13 protein-coding genes are annotated in these 18,340 nt (G+C 73.0%); 5 read left to right on the forward strand and 8 right to left on the reverse strand.

The annotated features are described in order from the left end of the window. Positions 1 to 4 precede the first annotated feature (4 nt). From guaA to Mco01_RS24810, 3 genes are all read right to left on the reverse strand, one after another. Complete coding sequence (guaA, locus tag Mco01_RS24800) at positions 5 to 1,552, reverse strand: glutamine-hydrolyzing GMP synthase (protein ID WP_204059302.1); 1,548 nt, start codon at positions 1,550 to 1,552, stop codon at positions 5 to 7. Positions 1,553 to 1,628: 76 nt separating this feature from the next. Beyond that, on the reverse strand, positions 1,629 to 3,314 hold the full coding sequence (locus Mco01_RS24805) for a GMC oxidoreductase (RefSeq protein WP_204059303.1): 1,686 nt from the start codon (positions 3,312 to 3,314) through the stop codon (positions 1,629 to 1,631). Positions 3,315 to 3,325: 11 nt separating this feature from the next. Then, a complete protein-coding gene (locus tag Mco01_RS24810) occupies positions 3,326 to 4,882 on the reverse strand; it encodes a succinic semialdehyde dehydrogenase (protein WP_204059304.1) in 1,557 nt (518 codons plus the stop codon). A gap of 137 nt (positions 4,883 to 5,019) precedes the next feature. Between Mco01_RS24810 and Mco01_RS39870 the strand changes: the two genes are divergently transcribed. Together Mco01_RS39870 and Mco01_RS24820 are read left to right on the forward strand one after the other, a co-directional pair. Beyond that, complete coding sequence (locus tag Mco01_RS39870) at positions 5,020 to 7,566, forward strand: serine/threonine protein kinase (RefSeq protein WP_204059305.1); 2,547 nt, start codon at positions 5,020 to 5,022, stop codon at positions 7,564 to 7,566. Positions 7,567 to 7,632: 66 nt separating this feature from the next. Beyond that, the gene (locus tag Mco01_RS24820; protein WP_204059306.1) at positions 7,633 to 9,591 is read left to right on the forward strand and encodes a beta-propeller domain-containing protein; all 1,959 of its coding nucleotides are present in this window, start codon (positions 7,633 to 7,635) and stop codon (positions 9,589 to 9,591) included. A 34-nt stretch (positions 9,592 to 9,625) separates the two neighbouring features. Here the strand turns inward: Mco01_RS24820 and glpD are convergent, their stop codons facing one another. Further along, positions 9,626 to 11,368, reverse strand: a complete 1,743-nt coding sequence (glpD, locus tag Mco01_RS24825; RefSeq protein WP_239103890.1) for a glycerol-3-phosphate dehydrogenase — start codon at positions 11,366 to 11,368, stop codon at positions 9,626 to 9,628. Between the two features lie 236 nt (positions 11,369 to 11,604). Between glpD and nagA the strand changes: the two genes are divergently transcribed. Next, complete coding sequence (nagA, locus tag Mco01_RS24830; protein ID WP_372444981.1) at positions 11,605 to 12,756, forward strand: N-acetylglucosamine-6-phosphate deacetylase; 1,152 nt, start codon at positions 11,605 to 11,607, stop codon at positions 12,754 to 12,756. Between the two features lie 70 nt (positions 12,757 to 12,826). Here nagA and Mco01_RS24835 read toward each other — a convergent pair whose 3' ends face one another. Both Mco01_RS24835 and guaB read right to left on the reverse strand, forming a co-directional pair. Further along, a complete protein-coding gene (locus Mco01_RS24835; protein ID WP_204059308.1) occupies positions 12,827 to 13,945 on the reverse strand; it encodes a GuaB3 family IMP dehydrogenase-related protein in 1,119 nt (372 codons plus the stop codon). Between the two features lie 71 nt (positions 13,946 to 14,016). After that, positions 14,017 to 15,498 carry an IMP dehydrogenase gene (gene guaB, locus Mco01_RS24840; protein ID WP_036328409.1) on the reverse strand — a complete coding sequence of 494 codons (1,482 nt, stop codon included), beginning with the start codon at positions 15,496 to 15,498 and terminating at the stop codon, positions 14,017 to 14,019. A 503-nt stretch (positions 15,499 to 16,001) separates the two neighbouring features. On the opposite strand from guaB, the gene Mco01_RS24845 reads away from it, so the two are divergent. Then, a complete protein-coding gene (locus Mco01_RS24845; protein ID WP_204059310.1) occupies positions 16,002 to 17,000 on the forward strand; it encodes a helix-turn-helix transcriptional regulator in 999 nt (332 codons plus the stop codon). A gap of 136 nt (positions 17,001 to 17,136) precedes the next feature. Continuing rightward, complete coding sequence (locus tag Mco01_RS24850) at positions 17,137 to 17,514, forward strand: DUF5319 domain-containing protein (protein ID WP_036328413.1); 378 nt, start codon at positions 17,137 to 17,139, stop codon at positions 17,512 to 17,514. Here Mco01_RS24850 and Mco01_RS24855 read toward each other — a convergent pair. After that, positions 17,475 to 17,690, reverse strand: a complete 216-nt coding sequence (locus tag Mco01_RS24855; RefSeq protein ID WP_157099694.1) for an anti-sigma-D factor RsdA — start codon at positions 17,688 to 17,690, stop codon at positions 17,475 to 17,477. The genes Mco01_RS24850 and Mco01_RS24855 overlap by 40 nt on opposite strands. Then, positions 17,687 to 18,313, reverse strand: coding sequence for a sigma-70 family RNA polymerase sigma factor (locus Mco01_RS24860; RefSeq protein WP_157099695.1), 627 nt, complete (start codon positions 18,311 to 18,313; stop codon positions 17,687 to 17,689). The genes Mco01_RS24855 and Mco01_RS24860 overlap by 4 nt, the downstream gene beginning before the upstream one ends. Positions 18,314 to 18,340 lie beyond the last annotated feature (27 nt).

The raw sequence follows: 18,340 nt of genomic DNA on the forward strand, positions 1-18,340 counted from the left end.
CCGATCATTCCCATTCGATCGTGCCGGGCGGCTTGCTCGTCACGTCGACGACGACCCGGTTGACCTCCCGCACCTCGTTGGTGATCCGGGTGGAGATGCGCGACAGCACGTCGTACGGCACCCGGGCCCAGTCGGCGGTCATGGCGTCCTCGGAGGTGACGGGCCGCAGGACGACGGGGTGGCCGTACGTGCGGCCGTCGCCCTGGACGCCCACCGAGCGGACGTCGGCCAGCAGCACGACCGGACACTGCCAGATGTCGCGGTCGAGGCCGGCACGCGTCAGCTCCTCGCGGGCGATGGCGTCGGCCTCCCGCAGCAGGTCGAGGCGCTCGCGGGTGACCTCGCCGATGATCCGGATGCCGAGCCCGGGGCCGGGGAACGGCTGGCGCCACACCATGGCCGGGGGCAGGCCCAGCTCCTCGCCGGCCCGGCGCACCTCGTCCTTGAACAGCGTGCGCAGCGGCTCGACGAGCTGGAACTGCAGGTCTTCCGGCAGGCCGCCGACGTTGTGGTGCGACTTGATGTTGGCGGTGCCGGTGCCGCCGCCCGACTCGACCACGTCGGGGTAGAGCGTGCCCTGGACGAGGAAGTCCACCGGCCCGTCGGCGAGGATGGCCCGCTGCTCGTCCTCGAAGACCCGGATGAACTCCCGGCCGATGATCTTGCGCTTCTCCTCGGGGTCGGTCACGCCCGCCAGCGCCTTGAGGAAGCGCTCGGAGGCGTCGACGACGCGCAGCTTCACGCCCGTAGCGTCGACGAAGTCGCGCTCGACCTGCTCGGCCTCGCCCTTGCGCAGCAGGCCGTGGTCGACGAAGACGCAGGTGAGCCGGTCGCCGATGGCCCGCTGGACGACGGCGGCGGCCACCGCCGAGTCGACGCCGCCGGACAGGGCGCAGATGGCCCGGCCCTCGCCGATCTGGTCGCGGACGGCCGCGACGGCGTCCTCGACGATGTTGAGCATGGTCCACGACGGGCGGCAGCCGGCCGCGTCGAGGAAGTGCTTGAGCACCGCCTGCCCGTGCTCGGAGTGGAGCACCTCGGGGTGGAACTGCACGCCGTAGAGGCCGCGGGCGGGGTCCTCCATCGCCGCGACCGGCGTGGTGCCGGTGGAGGCGGTGACCGCGAACCCGTCGGGCGCGCCCACCACGGAGTCGCCGTGGGACATCCAGACCGTCTGCAGGGACGGCAGGCCGGCGAACAGCGCGCCCTCGCGGAGAACGGTGAGGGGCGTGCCGCCGAACTCGGCGGCGTCGGTCCTGGCCACGTGGCCGCCGAGCGCCTGGGCCATGGCCTGGAAGCCGTAGCAGATGCCGAAGGTCGGCACGCCGGTCTCGAACAGGCCGTGGGGCACGGCCGGGGCGCCCTCGGCGTACACGGACGACGGGCCGCCGGACAGGATGATCGCCTTGGGCTTCCTGGCCAGCATCTCCGGCACCGGCATCGTCGAGGGCACGATCTCGGAGTAGACGTGGCATTCACGCACCCGGCGGGCGATCAGCTGCGCGTACTGCGCGCCGAAGTCGACCACCAGGACCGTGTCGAACTCAGACACCGGAAGATACCCCCAAAGGCAGCGAGCGGTACGGCCAGTCTATCGGCGCGGTCACACCCGCCCGCCCACCTGCGCCTCAGGCCGAGGGCGGCGGTTTGATCTCCACGATCGGCAGGCGGAGCGCCCCGGGGGCCGCCGCGGGCACGACCGGCCGGGCCGGCGGGACCGGCGCGAGCCGCGCGTACGGCGAGCCGAGCGGCGGACGGGGGTCGGGGTCGCCCTTGTTGGGCCAGAACGCCATGGCCCGCTCGGCCTGGGCCGTGATCGTGAGGGAGGGGTTCACGCCGAGGTTGGCCGAGACCGCCGACCCGTCCACGATGTGCAGCCCCTCGTGGCCGTACACCCGGTGATAGGGGTCGATGACGCCGGTGTCCGGGGAGTCGCCGATGGCGCAGCCGCCGAGGAAGTGGGCGGTCGCCGGGACGTCGAAAAGGTCGAGCCACGACCCTCCCGGCATGCCGCCGATCTCCTCGGCGGCCAGCCGGACGGCCTGGTGGCCGGCGGGGATCCAGGTGGGATTGGGCTCGCCGTGGCCCGGCCCCGCCCGCAGCCCGCGGCCCCGGAGCGACACGGTGACCGAGTTGTCCTTCGCCTGCATGACGAGGGCGATGATCGAGCGCTCGGACCACCGCCGGTGGTTGAACAGTCGCGGCACGAGGTGGGGCCGGCGCAGGGCCGCCCCGAGGAACCTCAGCCAGCGCGGGGCCCGGCCGCCGCCGTCGACCAGCAGCGTGCGGAGCATGCCCATCGCATTAGATCCGTCGCCGTACCTCACCGGCTCGATGTGCGTCTCCGCGTCCGGGTGGATGGACGAGGTGATCGCCACACCGCGGTTGAGTTTGGTCCCCTTCGCGGCCAGGCGCTCGAACCCGAGCAGGGCCTCGGAGTTGGTCCGCGTGAGGACGCCCAGGCGGGGCGACAGCCGCGGGAGCGTGGTCGCCCTCATCCGGTGGAGCAGGGCCTGCGTGCCGTACGTGCCGGCCGCGACGACCACCTCCCGGGCGCGGAACGTGCGGGCCCGTCCGAACGGGCCGGTCCGCTTCGCGGCGACCTCGTAGCCGCCCTCGATCGGCCGCACCCCGGTGACCGTCGTCTCCGGGTGCACGGTCGCCCCCGCCTTCTCGGCGAGGTAGAGGTAGTTCTTGATCAGCATGTTCTTGGCGCCGTGGCGGCACCCCGTCATGCACTCGCCGCACTCGACGCAGCCGCGGCGGCGCGGTCCGGCCCCGCCGAAGTACGGATCGTCGACCTCGACGCCGGGCTCGCCGAAGAACACCCCGACCGGGGCGAGGTGGAAGGTGTCGCCCACGCCCATCCGCTCGGCCACCTTCCGTATCACCTCGTCGGCGGCCGTCACCGTGGGGTTGAGCGTCACGCCGAGCATGCGCTTCGCCTGGTCGTAGTACGGCGCGAGCTCGGCCTTCCAGTCGGTGATGTGACCCCACTGGGGGTCGGCGAAGAACGGGTCGAGGGGCTCGTAGAGCGTGTTGGCGTAGACCAGCGAGCCGCCGCCCACACCGGCCCCGGCGAGCACCATGACGCCGTTCCGGCCGCGCAGCACGTGGATGCGCTGGATGCCCTTGAGACCGAGGGCGGGCGCCCACAGGAAGTCGCGGGCCCGCCAGGAGGTCTTCGGCAGCGTGCGCTCGTCGAAGCGGCGGCCCGCCTCCAGGACGCCCACCGCGTAGCCCTTCTCCGTGAGCCGCAGCGCCGCCACGCTGCCGCCGAAGCCCGACCCGATCACCAGCACGTCGTAGTCCATGGGCGCGCCGCTCACTTGAGGTGCAGCCGCTTCATCGTCTTGAGAAGGCCGGCGAGGGTGTCGGCGTACCGGTCGTAGCTCATCCCGAGGATCGGCTCGAAGCCCATCCAGGGCGCCTGGCTGGCCACGGTCTGGACCTCCGTGTACTTGAGCAGGCCCTCCACCCCGTGGCGGCGGCCGAGCCCGGACGACTTCATGCCGCCCATCGGGGCGTCGTACGAGCCGTAGGCCGAGCCGTACCCCTCGTTGACGTTGACCGTGCCCGCCTTGATCCGGGCGGCCACCCGGCTGCCGCGCGCCGCGTCGCGCGTCCAGATCGAGGCGTTCAGGCCGTAGATCGTGTCGTTGGCCTGCTCGACCGCCTCGTCCTCGGTGCCGAAGCGATAGATCGAGACCAGCGGGCCGAACGTCTCGTCCCGGCACACGTCCATGTCGCCGGTCACGCCCTCAAGGACGGTCGGCTCGTAGAACAGCGGCCCGAGGTCGGGCCTCGCCCGGCCTCCGGTCAGGACGGTGGCGCCCTTGGCCACGGCGTCGGCCACGTGCGCGGCCACCCCGTCCACCTGCCGCTGGAAGGTCAGCGAGCCCATCTGGACGTCCCAGCCGAGGCCGGGGCCGACCGTCATGTTCTCGACGGCGCGGACGAACTTGTCACGGAACGCGTCGGCCACCGACTCCTGCACGTAGAGCCGCTCGATCGAGATGCACAGCTGGCCGGCGTTGGTGAAGCAGGCCCTGATCGCCCCCTGCGCGGCCAGGTCGAGGTCGGCGTCGTCGAGCACGATCATCGGGTTCTTGCCGCCGAGCTCCAGGGAGCAGCCGATGAGCCGCTTGGCCGCCTCCTCGGCGATCTTCCTGCCGCCCCGGGTCGAGCCGGTGAACGCCACGTAGTCGGCCCCGTCGATCAGCGCGTCACCGATGTCGGCCGGGTCGCCGATCACGACCTGCCAGATGTCCCGCGGCATGCCCAGCTCGGCGAGGAGGTCGATCGTCCACAGCGTGGACAGCGGGGTCTGGGTGTCGGGCTTGTGGACGACCGCGTTGCCCGCGATCAGCGCGGGGACGACGTCGGTCACGCCCAGCGCGAGCGGGTAGTTCCACGGGGTGATCACCGCCACCGCGCCCTTGGGGTGGCGCAGCTCGGTCACCCGCGTCGCGACCGGGAAGATGCCCTGCCGCCGCTTCGGCTCCAGCAGCCGGGCGGCCCGCCGGGCGAAGTAGAGCGTGCAGCCCACCACGTCGAGGAGCTCCTCGTTCGCGTGGCGCCGGGCCTTGCCGGTCTCCCACTGGACGATGTCGAGCAGCTCGCTGCGACGGTCGATCATCGCGTCGTGCAGGCGGAGGAACGGCGCGACCCGCTCGCGGACCGGCAGCGCGGCCCAGGCCTCCTGCGCCGCGCGGGCCGCGGCGTAGGCCCGGCGGACGTCCTCGGCGGTGGAGACCGGGACCTCCGCCAGGACCTCGCCCGTGAAGGGCGCGCGGATCTCCTGGGTCTTGCCCTCCGAGGAGACGTGCGTGACGAGCCGGTCCACAACGCCCGCGTCGAGCGTCCGATACATGGCACTCATGGCGGAAGAATATTCCGGAGCGTGGCCGATGGCTACCGGCTGGTAATGCAACCATCAGGACACGACGCTTCCGGGCTCCCGGAGGACACGCCAGAATCCAGATATGCCAGAAATGGATCGCCGGTTCGCGCGCCCTCATGCCGCCTGCTGAGGTCGCCCCCCTGCGCGCGGGAGAGCCGGGCCGGCTGGGCGCCTACCGCCTCGCGGGGCGGCTGGGCGAGGGCGGCCAGGGCGTCGTCTACCTGGGCGAGGGGCCGTCGGGCGAGCAGGTCGCGATCAAGTGGCTGCGGCCTGACCTGGCGGCCGACCCGGACATGGTGGAGCGGTTCCTGCGCGAGGTCGCGGCGGCCAAGCGGGTCGCCCCCTTCTGCACGGCCCAGGTCGTCGAGACCGGCGTGGAGGCCGAGCGGCCGTACATCGTGAGCGAGTACATCGAGGGCCCCTCGCTGCAGAAGCGCGTGCTCACCGGCGGTCCGCTCGCCGGTCCGGCGCTGCACCGCCTCGCCGTCGGGACGGCCACCGCGCTCGCGGCCATCCACCGCGCCGGCATCGTGCACCGCGACCTCAAACCGGCCAACGTCATCATGGGACCGGACGGCCCGCGCGTCATCGACTTCGGCATCGCCCGCGCCCTCGACGCGTCCTCGACGCTGACCTCGCGGCCCGTCGGCACCCCGTCGTACATGTCGCCCGAGCAGATCATGGGCCACGCGGCCGGGCCTGCCGCCGACCTGTTCGCGTGGGGCTGCACGATCGTCCACGCCGCGACCGGGGAGAGCCCGTTCGGCATCGACTCGCTGCCCGCCGTCATCAACCGGATCCTGAACGGCGAGCCGAAGCTGGGGAATCTCCAGCCGCCGCTGCGGGACACGGTCGTCGCCTGCCTGTCCAAGGACCCGAACGCCCGTCCCACGGCGGAGCAGGTGCTGCTCGGGCTGCTCCAGCACACCGCGCCCACCCCGGCGATCCTGGAGGAGGCCGCGGCCGCCGCCGCGGCTCCCCCGGTGCCCGGCCCGGGTTCGGGTGCGGGCTTCGGAGCCGGCCCGGGCGCGGGATCGGGCTTCGGGGCCGGCGCGGGTGCGGGATCGGGCTTCGGGGCCAGCGCGGGTGCGGGCATGGGTCACGGGGCCGGCGCGAGCGCGGGCTCCGCGGCCGGCGACGGGGTGGGCTCGGCGCCGGGTCCGGGACCCGCGGCGGGCGAGGGCCGTCCGGCCGGGCAGCCGCAGGCGTTCTCCCCTGGGCGGTCCGCCGACGCGGGCCCCCGGCCGTTCTCCTCCGGGCCGTCCGCCCCGCCCCCCTCCTCCCGCGTGGCCGGGCCGCCGCCTTCCTCCTCCCCCGCGGCCGGACCGCCGGGCCCGGCGTCCTCCGCCGCCGGGCCGCCGCGTCCGGCGTTCTCGCAGGGACAACCGCCCCCGCCCCCGCCGCCCGGCGGCGTGGGGCCCCGGCCGTTCTCCCCCGGGCCGTCGCCCGGCGCGCAGCCGTCCGCTCCCGACTCCGGCCGCGCCTACCCGGTGCCACCGCCCCACTCGGTGCCGCCCCTCTCTGTGCCGCCGTACCCGGCGGCGGCCTCCCGGGCCGCGGCCGACACCCGTCCGGGAGGCGGGGACGGCCGGCCGCCGCGGCGGTACGGCCCCGCCCTGGTGAGCGGGATCGTCGCGGTGGCGATCGTGGCGGTCGTCGGCGTCGTGCTCGTGTCCCGGCACGGCGGCACGGTCCGGGCCGACGCGTCCGCCTCGCCCTCGCCGAGCGCCACGACTCCCTCGCCGCTGCCGAGCCCCCTCACCCGGACGCGACTGCCCGGCGTGGACGCCACGATCTACGAGAACCCGGCCGACCCCGTGAAGCTCACCTACTACGAGGTGCAGGACACGGCCAAGGACGAGTGGATCGACTACCCGCGGTCGACCGCCACGGGGACGTTCACGAAGGACGTCACCTACTGGCAGCAGTCGCTGTCCCCCGACCTCACGATCTCGGCCGGCCGCACGCGCAAGTACACGAGCGACAACTACCACGGCGTGGACCTCGTCGACCGGGCCACCGGCGCCGTGCGGACCGTCAAGACCGTGAAGTACCCCCTGACGTACGAGTACGCCGACTGGACGGCCGACAGCCGGCACCTGCTGCTGAGCGTCCGCAACCCGGGCGGCTCGACCTGGACCACCAAGGGCTTCGTCCTCGTGGACGCGGCGGCCGGGACCGCGACCGTGCGGCGGGTCAACGACCCGGCGATCAAGTACGGCCGGTTCTACTTCACCGGCGACGGCTCGGCGGTCGCCACCTGGTTCGACGACGGCGCGTCGAGCGGCATCCGCTACTACGACCTCAAGGGGAACCTCCTGAAGACGCTCGCCGGCGTCGGCACGCCGTACAACACGCTGGCCGGGCTGTTCTCGCCGTCCGGGGCGTCGATGGTGACGATGTGCGCCCACGACGAGGGCACGGCCTGCCTGTGGGACGCCTCCACAGGCGCCCCTACCGGCCGGATCTCCTCCGGCTGCAGCAAGGTCCTCGGCTGGTGGGACGAGCGGCACCTGTTCTGCTGGACCCCGGTGGTGTCCAACGCGTCGAAGGTGGTCGTGATCGACCTGCGGGGGCACGTGCTGCGGACGCTGCTGGAGACGAGCGAGTCCGACCGGCTGGGCCCGTTCTACTCCCATGTCCGGCCCGCGGGCGCCAACTGAGCGTGACGCCCGGCACACTTCGGACGGCGGACCGAACCAGCCCCCGCCGCGATCCGTGGTAGGGGCATGAGGACAACCATTCGTACGGCGGTAGCCGTCGCGCTGGCCGGGCTGCTGGCCACGGCGTGCGCCGGGAGCCGTACGGCACCCGGCCCGGCGGCGGTCGACCTGACCGGGAAGGTCCGGCTCGTCTCCTACACGAGCTGCGACGATATGGCCGCCGGGCTGCGCGAGACAGCGGCGGGCAACGTGACGCCCTGGGGCTTCGGCGACAACCTGATGATGCTCGCGCGCAGCGACGTCGCCCCCACCGCCAAGCAGGCCGTCCCCGCCGGCACGTACTCGACGACGAACGTCCAGGAGGCCGGCGTCGACGAGCCCGACCTGGTCAAGACCGACGGCCACCGCATCGTCACCGTGACCAAGGGCGTGTTGCGGGTGGTCGACGCGGACAGCCACGCGGTGACCGGGACGCTGCGGCTCCTCCCCGAGGACCAGTCGTGGGCCCCGGCCGACCTGCTGGTCTCGGGCGACCGGGCGCTGGTGCTGTTCCAGGGCGGCGGCATCCTGCCCTTCGGCGCCATGGCCAAGGTGCGGCCCGGGCTGACCGGCCCCCGCTACGTGCTGGTGGACCTGTCCGGCGGCCGGCCGGCGGTGCTCGGCTCGATGACCGTGAACGGCGCCCACGTGGACGCCCGGCAGGTCGGCTCGACCGTGCGGATCGTCGTCCGCTCCCAGCCGCAGATCACGTTCCCGACGCCGAAGGAGAACGCGTCCGAGAGCGAGATGACCGAGGCCAACCGGCAGGCCGTGCTGCGGGCCCCCGCCGACGCGTGGCTGCCCACGTACGACGTGGAGACGGGCGGCGCCACCCGCACCGAGCGGGTCGGCTGCGACCAGGTCAGCCACCCCGACGCCTTCACGGGCACGTCGATGCTGACCATCCACACGATCGACCTGTCGGCCGGGGCGGCGCCGTTCGCGTCGGACACCCCCGTCGCCGTGGCCGCCGACGGCGACACCGTCTACGCCACCCCGACGAGCCTCTACGTCACCAGCAACCCCCGTTGGTGGTTCCCCCGGCCCGTCGAGGACGTGGCGCCCGTCCCCGGCGCGACCACGCCCGCGCCGACGCCGACGCCGACGCCGACCGCGCCGCCCGAGCTGACCGAGGTGCACCGGTTCGACATCGACGGCTCGGGCGCCCCGCGCTACGTCACCTCGGGGGCGGTCCCGGGCCGGCTGCTCAACCAGTACTCGCTCTCCGAGTACGAGGGCCACCTGAGGGTCGCCACGACCAGCGGCGCCGAGGTGTTCGGCGCGAGCCCGGGCACCGCGGAGAGCGGCGTCTACGTGCTCGACTCCGGCAGCCTCGCCCGCACCGGCGCGGTCATCGGCCTGGGCAGGGGCGAGCGGATCTACTCGGTCCGCTTCATGGGCGACATCGGCTACGTGGTCACCTTCCGCCAGACCGACCCCCTGTACGCGCTGGACCTGCGGGACCCGGCCGCGCCGAAGGTGTCGGGCGAGCTGCAGATCACCGGCTACTCGGCCTACCTCCACCCCGGCGGCCCGGGGCGGCTGCTCGGCATCGGCCAGGAGGCGAACGGCAAGGGCCGGGCCCTCGGCACGCAGATCTCGCTGTTCGACGTCAGCGACCCGGCCGCGCCGAAGATCCTCTCGCGGTTCCACCAGCCCGACTCCGGCTCCGAGGCCGAGTGGGACCCGCACGCCTTCCTCTACTGGCCGCAGTCGGGGCTGGCCATGGTCCCACTGACCAACTGGTCGAAGGCCGGCGAGGAGGGCAGCGCGGCGCTCGTGCTCAAGGTGGGCGACGGCGGCATCGACCAGGAGGGCCTCATCCGCCACCCCCGCCCGGCGGCGCACGGCGACGCGGCGCCGGTGGACGAGGGCATCCGCCGCTGCCTGATCATCGGCGACCACGTCTGGACCCTGTCCGACGCCGGCCTCAAGGTCAGCGACGCGGCCACGCTCGCCGACCAGGCCTGGATCCCCTTCGCCTGACGGGCCCGAGTCCCGGCCCGTCCGCGGGCCGGGCTCAGGCCGTACGGCCCTCGGGGAGGGCGACGGGGACGATCTCGGGGGCGCCGAGGCGGATGGCGTCCGCGTCCTGGTCGGTGTCCTGCTCCTGCGAGGCGCGCTCGGCCTCCACGCGCTTGGTGTAGTACTCCACCTCGCGCTTGACCTGCTCGTCGTCCCAGCCCAGCGGGCCGGCCATCAGCTCGGCAGCCTCCTGGGCCACGGCCGTGCCCCGGTGGAACGTCTCGATCGAGATGCGCGTGCGGCGGGTCAGCGCGTCGTTCAGGTGCCGGGCGCCCTCGTGGGTGGCCGCGTAGACGACCTCGGCCCGCAGGTAGTCGTCGGCGCCGTTCAGCGGGCGCCCGAGGGAGGGGTCGTCCTCGATCAGCACGAGGACCTCGTCGATCATCGAGCCGTACCGCTCCAGCAGGTGCTCGATGCGGGCGACGTGCAGGCCGGAGGCGCGGGCGAGCCGGTGGCGGGAGTTCCACAGCGCCTGGTAGCCCTCCGCGCCCGCCAGCGGCACCTGGTCGGTGCAGGACACCGGGACCCTCTGGTCGAGCCCGTGCGCGACCGCGTCCACCGCGTCGGCGGCCATCACCCGGTAGGTCGTGAACTTGCCGCCCGCGACCATCACGAGCCCCGGCACGGGGTGGGTGACGACGTGCTCGCGCGACAGCTTCGAGGTCTCCTCGGACTCCCCGGCCAGCAGCGGCCGCAGCCCGGCGTAAACGCCCTCGACGTCGTCCCTCGTCAGCGGCACCGACAGCACCGAGTTCACGTGGTCGAGCAGGTAGTCGATGTCGTTGCGGGAGGCCGCCGGATGGGCCTTGTCGAGCGTCCAGTCGGTGTCGGTGGTCCCGATGATCCAGTGCCGGCCCCACGGGATGACGAACAGCACGGACTTCTCGGTCCGCATGATGATCCCGCTCACCGAGTGGATCCGGTCGCGCGGCACGACGAGGTGGATGCCCTTGGACGCCCGCACGTGGATGCGGCCCCGGCCGCCCACGAGCTGCTGGATGTCGTCGGTCCACACGCCGGTCGCGTTGACCACCTGACGGGCCCTGATGTCCATCTCGGCGCCCGTCTCCAGGTCGCGCACCCGCACGCCGGTGACCCGCTCGCCCTCCCGCAGGAAGCCGACCGCCTGGGCGCGCGAGGCCACCTGCGCGCCGTACGTCGCGGCCGTGCGGAGCATGGTCATCACGAACCGGGCGTCGTCGACCTGGGCGTCCCAGTACTGCACGGCACCCGTGAACGCCGCTCTACGCAGGGAGGGGGCCACCTTCAGGGCGCTGCGCCGCGACAGGTGCCGGTGCCCGGGGACCCCCCGGCGGAAGCCGAAGGAGAAGCCCAGCGTGTCGTAGAGCGCCAGGCCCGCCCCGATGTACGGCCGTTCCCAGCCCGTGTGGGTCAGCGGATAGAGGAACGGCACCGGCCTCACCAGGTGGGGGGCGATCCGCTGGAGCAGCATCGAGCGCTCCCGCAGCGCCTCGCGGACGAGGTCGAAGTTGAGCTGCTCCAGATAGCGGAGCCCACCGTGGATCAGCTTCGACGACCGGGACGAGGTGCCCGAGGCGAAGTCCCGGGCCTCCACCAGCCCGACGGACAGGCCCCGGGTCACGGCGTCCAGCGCGACGCCCGCCCCCACCACGCCTCCGCCGATCACCACGACGTCGAGTTCCTGCGCCTCCATCCGCGCGAGCGCCGCCGCGCGTTCTGCCGGGCCGAGACGTGCCGGGCCCATCCTCGCCGTCATGGGGCTCCCTCTGTGCGGCTTTACCTGCGTCACCTAAAGCTACCCGTGGGTAGCCAGACGCCAATCGCGCCTGCCCTTCTCTTTCCCATCGATCTTCCCAAATATCGGTTGACGTGGGCGAATTCACACCAAAGCGGGTAAGGCGCCCGCCGGGAGGGCGTACGGCCCCCTGCCCGAGCCACCACGGCCGCCCTGGGCGAACCCCCACGTGCGAGCCCGGGCACGGCCCCGCCAAGATGGGCCCCATGAGCGTGACTCTCTCGGACGCCCGCGTCGTGACCCCGGACGGGGTCCACGACGGCTGGCTCACCATCGAGGACGGCAGGATCACCCACGTCGGCAGCGGCAGGGCGCCCGGCGCCGGGCTGAGCCTGGGCGGCCGCACGATCGTCCCGGGGTTCGTCGACATCCACACCCACGGCGGCGCCGGCGGCTCCTACCCGGACGGCGATCCGGAGAGCGCGGCCGCGGTCGCCGCCTTCCACCTGGGCCGCGGCTCGACGACCGCGATGGCGAGCCTGGTCACCGCCGCCCCCGAGACGCTGGCCCGGGCGGCCTCGGCGCTGGCCGACCTCTGCGAGCAGGGCCTGGTCGCCGGCATCCACTTCGAGGGGCCGTACATCTCGAAGGCCCGGTGCGGCGCGCACAACCCGGCGCTGCTGCGCGACCCGGACCGGGGCGAGTTCCGGGAGCTGGTGCGGGCCGGCCGCGGGCACGTCCGCATGATCACGATCGCGGCGGAGCTGCCCAACGCGATCGACGTGATCAGGGACGCCGCCGCCGAGGGCGTCATCGCCGCCGTCGGCCACAGCGACGCGACGTACGAGCAGACGCTGGCGGGCGTCGAGGCGGGCGCCACCGTGGCGACCCACCTCTACAACGCGATGCCGGCGCTCAACCACCGGGAGCCGGGCCCGATCGCCGCCCTCCTGCAGGACGAACGGGTGACCGTCGAGCTCATCAACGACGGCGTCCACGTGCACCCGGCCATGCTGCGCCTGGCCATGCACGCCGCGGGCGCGAGCCGTACGGCCCTGATCACGGACGCGATGGCGGCGGCCGGCATGGGCGACGGCCGCTACCCGCTGGGCCCGATGACCGTGAACGTCGAGAACGGCGTGGCGCGGCTGGCCGAGGGCGGCGCGATCGCGGGCAGCACGCTCACGATGGACGTCGCGTTCCGGCGCACGGTGCGGGAGGTCGGGCTCTCGCTGGTCGACGCCGCCCGGATGGCCTCGCTGACGCCGGCCCGCGTGCTCGGCCTGGACGGCGAGATCGGCTCGATCACCGTGGGCAAGCACGCCGACCTGGTGGTGCTCGACGGCGACCTGAACGTGGACGGCGTCATGAAGCGGGGCGCCTGGGTGCGCCGGCCCGCCGGCGCCTGACGCGCCTGCGTCCGGGGCCCGCGGCAAACGGGCCCCGGACGGGTCAATCCTGCGGCGGCCCCGGACGGGGTCAGGGCTGCGGCGGGGCGACGACGACCTCGACGCGCTGGAACTCCTTGAGGTCGGAGTAGCCCGCGGTGGCCATCGTGCGGCGCAGCGCGCCCATGAGGTTCATCGAGCCGTCGGCCAGCGACGACGGGCCGTGCAGGATCTGCTCCAGCGTGCCGATCGTGCCGAACTCGACGCGCTTGCCGCGCGGAAGCTCGGGGTGGTGGGCCTCCGAGCCCCAGTGGAAGCCGCGGCCGGGCGCCTCGGACGCCCGCGCGAGCGGGGAGCCCACCATGACGGCGTCGGCGCCGCAGGCGATCGCCTTGGCGATGTCGCCCGACCCGCCCATGCCGCCGTCCGCGATGACGTGGACGTACCGGCCGCCCGACTCGTCCATGTAGTCGCGGCGGGCGGCGGCGACGTCGGAGATCGCGGTGGCCATCGGCACGACGACGCCGAGGACGTTGCGGGTCGTGTGGGAGGCGCCGCCGCCGAAGCCGACCAGCACGCCGGCCGCGCCGGTCCGCATGAGGTGCAGGGCGGCCGTGTACGTGGCGCAGCCGCCGACGACGACCGGGACGTCGAGCTCGTAGATGAACTGCTTCAGGTTGAGGGGCTCGGCCCGGCCGGACACGTGCTCGGCGGAGACCGTCGTGCCGCGGATGACGAAGATGTCGACGCCCGCGTCGATCACGGCCTTGTGGTGCTGGACGGTCCGCTGCGGCGACAGGCGCACGGCCGTCGTCGCGCCCCCGGCCCGGATCTCCTCGATCCGCCGCCCGATGAGCTCGTCCCTGATCGGGGCGGTGTAGATCTCCTGCAGCCGGCGGGTCGCGGCCGCCGGGTCCATCGTGGCGACCTCCTCCAGCAGCGGGGCCGGGTCGTCGTACCGCGTCCACAGGCCCTCGAGGTCGAGCACGCCGAGCCCACCCAGCCGGCCGATCTCGATGGCCGTCGCCGGGGACACCACGCTGTCCATCGGGCTCGCCACGAGGGGCGAGTCGAACCGGTAGGCGTCGATCTGCCAGGAGATCGAGACCTCCTCCGGGTCACGGGTGCGCCGGGAGGGCACGATGCCGATCTCGTCCAGGGCGTACGCCCGCCGCCCGCTCTTGCCGCGCCCGATCTCCACCTGAGTCATTCCCCTGTTCTTTCCCCTTCATGGAGCACGGCCCCCGTGGCCGCCGCCCGCGGGAGCCGTGCCGTCGCCCGCTACCGTCCGTGGTAGTTGGGGGCCTCTACCGTCATCTGGATGTCGTGCGGGTGGCTCTCCTTGAGCCCCGCCGCGGTGATCGGCATGAGCTGCGCCTTCTCGTGCAGCTCCTCGACCGTCCGGGAGCCGGTGTACCACATGCCCTGGCGCAGGCCGCCGACCAGCTGGTGGGCGACGGCGGCCACCGGGCCGCGGTAGGGGACCTGGCCCTCGATCCCCTCGGGGATGTACTTGTCCTCGCCGGACACCTCGGACTGCGCGTAGCGGTCCTTGCTGAACGACAGGCCGCCGCGCTCGCGGTTGCGCACCGCGCCCAGCGAGCCCATGCCCCGGTACGACTTGAACTGCTTGCCGTTGATGAAGATCAGTTCGCCGGGCGACTCCTCGCAGCCCGCGAGCAGCGAGCCCAGCATGACCGTGTCCGCGCCCGCGGCGAGGGCCTTGGCGATGTCGCCCGAGTACTGCAGGCCGCCGTCGCCGATGACGGGGATCCCGGCCGGGCCGCAGGCGAGGGCCGCCTCGTAGATGGCGGTGAGCTGCGGGGCGCCCACCCCGGCGACGACCCGGGTGGTGCAGATGGAGCCCGGCCCGACGCCGACCTTGACCGCGTCGGCCCCGGCCTCGACGAGGGCCTGGGCGCCCGCCCGGGTGGCGACGTTGCCGCCGATCACGTCCACGTGGCCGTTGGCCTTGATCTTGGCGATCATCTCGCAGACGCCGCGGGAGTGCCCGTGCGCCGTGTCGACGATGATCACGTCGGCCCCGGCCTCGATCAGGGCCATCGCGCGCTCCTCGGCGTCGCCGGCCACGCCGACCGCCGCGCCGACCATGAGCCGCCCGCGGGCGTCCTTCGTGGCCAGCGGGTACTGCTCGCTCTTGGTGAAGTCCTTGACCGTGATCAGGCCCTGCAGGCGGCCGGCCTCGTCGACGAGGGGCAGCTTCTCCACCTTGTTCTGCCGCAGCAGGCGGAAGGCCTCGTCGCGGGAGACGCCCACGGGCGCCGTCACCAGCGGCATCGGGGTCATGACGTCGCGGACCGGCGTGGAGTGGTCGGTCTCGAACCGCATGTCGCGGTTGGTCACGATGCCGACGAGCACGCCCTCGGCGTCGGCGACGGGCACCCCGGAGATACGGTAGGTGGCGCACAGCCGCTCCACGTCGGCCAGGGTGTCGTCGGGCGCGCAGGTCACCGGGTTGGTCACCATGCCGGCCTCGGAGCGCTTGACCAGGTCGACCTGCTGGGCCTGCTCCTCCACCGACAGGTTGCGGTGCAGGATGCCGATGCCGCCCTGGCGGGCCATGGCGACCGCCATGCGGGCCTCGGTCACCGTGTCCATCGCCGCGGACACCAGCGGGATCCGCAGGGTGACATTCCGGGACAGTCGGGTGGTCGTGTCCGCCTCGCCCGGCTGCAGATCCGAGTACGCGGGAACGAGGAGCACGTCGTCGAACGTGAGCCCCGGCTCGGTGAACTTGCCCATCTCCACCCCTCCTGCCCTGCGGGTCTCTCGCCAGACCCGTGGTCAGTCTAGTGGCCCCTCCCAAACCGGGTCCGGCGGACCTGTCAAGCCCCCGGAGGCGTACGGGACAGCGACAAAGTGGGGGGACCGGCGGACCGGTCCCCCCACTGCGCGTCGTGCCGGCCACGCCGTCGAGCCCCCCTCCGCGCCCGAGCGACGCGGCGTATCGGCTGACGCTGAGTCAAGGATGCGTCACTCAACGTCCGTACGCAATGTCTGAACGTGCAACTGCAGAAAGTTGCATTTCACCGCGTTTCGAAAGTGCGAACGAAACAAAAGCAGCCGCTCCAATCCACACAAAAGCCACCATGTCCAGTCGCCAGAATGTGCGAACACCCCTACCGCGAGCAAAAGCCGAGCTATTCTCGCGACCCGTATCTCGAGGCGAGGGATCAGTCTCCGGGAGTTCCGCGCGCGGGGCGCCCGGAGCGTTTCGGCAAGCGGAACCACCAACGGAGCGACCCATGCGTACGACGCGGAACGCGGACCCTCTGCGTGGCCTCGGACTCACCCCCGGCCAGACGGTCCTCTACACGGCGGTGCTGAAACTCCACCGCGCCTCACTGTCGGAGATCGCGCACGCGGTGGACCAGCCCGCCGACGACGTGCTCGACACCCTCACCCGGCTCGTACGGCTCGGGGCCGTCGAGGCACGGCACGGCGAGTACGTGGCCCGGCACCCCGCGGCCGCCATCGGGCGTCTGGTGGCCGAGCGCCTGGACCAGATGGCCCGGCAGACCCGGCAGATCGACGACGCGCTCGCGACGGTCGGGCTGCTCACCCACCACTACGACGCGGGGCACGACTGCCGCACGGGACGGTTCTCCGTCGAGGTCGTGAACGGCGCCGACGACCTGTACGAGAGCGTGGTCGGCCTCGCGATGGACGCGCCGCCCGCCGACCTCGTGTGCGCGATCCCCGACCCGCGCACGATGGAGCGGTTCGCCGAGCGGTACACCGGGCCGTGGATCCGGGCCATCGAGGACGGCCTGATGCGCTCGCGCCTGATCGTGCCGATCTCCGTCCTGGCCGAGCCGCGCTCGCGGGAGGTGTGCGAGCGCCTGGCCGCCGCCGGGGCGGGGGTGCGGGCGCTCGACGGCGTGCCGAGCTGGTTCTACACGCTGGGCGACGACACGGCCGGGCTCCCGGCCGCCTGGGACTCCGCCCCGCCCGAGCACGCGTACGCCTGCTACCTGGTCAGGGCGCCTGTCGTGGTGTCCGCGCTGCGCTCGCTGTTCGAGGAGTTGTGGGCGCGCGCCGTCCCGGTCCACCCCGGGGCCGGCACGGGAGTGCAGCAGGTGGTGCGGCTGGCCGCGCAGGGGCTGAGCGACGACGCCATCTCCCGGCACCTCGGCCTGTCGGTGCGCACGGTGCGCGCCCGGTTCGCCGAGGCGATGACCGAGCTGGGGGCGCAGACGCGCTTCCAGGCCGGCGTCGAGGCGGCCCGCCGCGGCTGGCTCTGACGAAGCCCCCGGGCCCCTCGGAGGTGCGGCGAGGAGGGGCCGGTGGGAGGACGCCGGAGGACACGGGAGACGCCCGGACGAGCAGATGGAGCGCACTTTCACTCGTCCGGGGGACGGTGGTCATAAGGTGGGATGCGTGCTGGAAGACGTCCCCCGCGATCCGTTCGCGGACGACCCCGAGGATCCCGCGGCGGAGCTGGGAGCGCCCGACGACGTGGAGCCGCTGACGCCGGACGAGCGCGACGAGGCGCTGACCGATCTCGCCGATGTCGAGGTCTTCCGTTCGCTGCTCGAACCGCAGGGGGTGCTCGGGCTGGTGCTCGACTGCCCGGAATGCGGAGACCAGCACTACTTCGACTGGGACCTGCTGCGCGGCAACCTGCGCCAGATGATCGACAACGGCCGGCCGCAGGTCCACGAGCCGGCCTTCCAGCCCGACCCGGCCGACTACGTCAGCTGGGAGTACGCCAGGGGCTACGTGGACGGCGTTATCGACACCGAGGAGAGCCGCTGACTGTCGACGTCGGCGACGAGCGCGCCGAGGAGCCGGACGGCGGGGTCGCCCCCGGCGACCGGCTCACGGCGGGCCAGCGCGTCGAGGACGGCGTCCGTCCGCATCACGTCGCCTTCCACGTCGGCATCGCCGTACGACCCGAGGTGGCGAGGCGTACGACGACGTTTCGTGGTCACGCAATCGACTCCAACTCGGCGAGCTGCCGGAGCCTGGCCAGAGCACGATGCTGGGCGACCCGGACGGCACCAGGGGACATGCCGAGTACATTACCCGTCTCCTCGGCGGAAAGCCCTGAGACAACCCTGAGGATGAGAAGCTCCCGCTGCGTGTGCGGGAGGCGGGACAGCAGATCCCGCGCGTGCTGCGCCTCGATGTAGCGGACGACCGTCTCCTCCGGCCCCGGACCCTCGTCCGGCCCGTCCGGGAGATCCTGGGTCGGCACGGCCGAGCGCACGGAGCTGCGCAGGGCGTCGGCGACCTTGTGGGAGGCGATGCCGAACACGAACGACGCGAACGGCCGTCCCATGTCCCGGTAGCGCGGCAGCGCCGACAGCACCGCGATGCACACTTCCTGCGCCACGTCGTCGGCGATGTGGTAGTGACCGGACACCCGTCCGAGCCTGGCCCTGCAGTAGCGCACCACCATCGGGCGCAGATGTCCCAGTAGCGACTCGATCGCGTGGCGATCTCCCTGAACGGCAAGGCTGGTCAGTTCCCTGAGGTCGGACTCGTCCGATCTCGTCGCAAGCCTTACCCCAACTGCGGCGTCGGCGACGCATCCCTCGGTCACGTTACGCATGATGCCCGCCGCGATCGTTCATGTCGT

The organism is Microbispora corallina (assembly GCF_016863035.1).
Classification (GTDB): Bacteria; Actinomycetota; Actinomycetes; order Streptosporangiales; family Streptosporangiaceae; genus Microbispora; species Microbispora corallina.